Here is a 501-nt window from a genome sequence, read left to right on the forward strand (position 1 = left end):
GCATCCGCTGACGCTTCCGCCTGCGCGGTTTGCATTGGGTAGTTCTCGAACACAAGAATATGGTCGAACAGCTCTCTCGTTCCGGCACACTGCGCCTGGATCTCGTGCAGCGGATAGTAGGCGTAACCTTGCGAGGCCAGCGCCTGCGCCTGCATGCGGCGCAGCAGTTCCGCAACCGTTTCCCGGCCCTCGCACGTTACCCGGACAGGCAGCGTATTGATGAACAGTCCGATCATCCCTTCCACGCCGGGCAGGTCTGCCGGTCGGCCCGACACGACGCCGCCAAATACCGCATCCCGTCTGCCGCTGTAGGCGTGCAGCACCAGTCCCCATGCCGTTTGCAGCAGCGTGCTTACTGTCACACCGTGCGCAGTGGCTGCCAATGAGATGGCTTTGCTCTGCTCCCGATGGACGGTCCAGCTCACGCGTTTCGCTTCATAACCTTGCGCCTGACGCTGCCGCTTCGGCAGCACCGCCAGCGCTTCGCTACCATCCAACTGA

1 protein-coding gene is annotated in these 501 nt (G+C 62.7%); it reads right to left on the reverse strand.

What is annotated here, in order from left to right; translation table 11 throughout:
* The coding region (locus AZ66_RS29550; protein WP_231587116.1) for a condensation domain-containing protein at positions 1-501 on the reverse strand (501 nt) is incomplete at both ends.

This window comes from Paenibacillus sp. E194 (genome assembly GCF_000935845.1).
GTDB classification, from domain to species: domain Bacteria; phylum Bacillota; class Bacilli; order Paenibacillales; family Paenibacillaceae; genus Paenibacillus_B; species Paenibacillus_B alvei_B.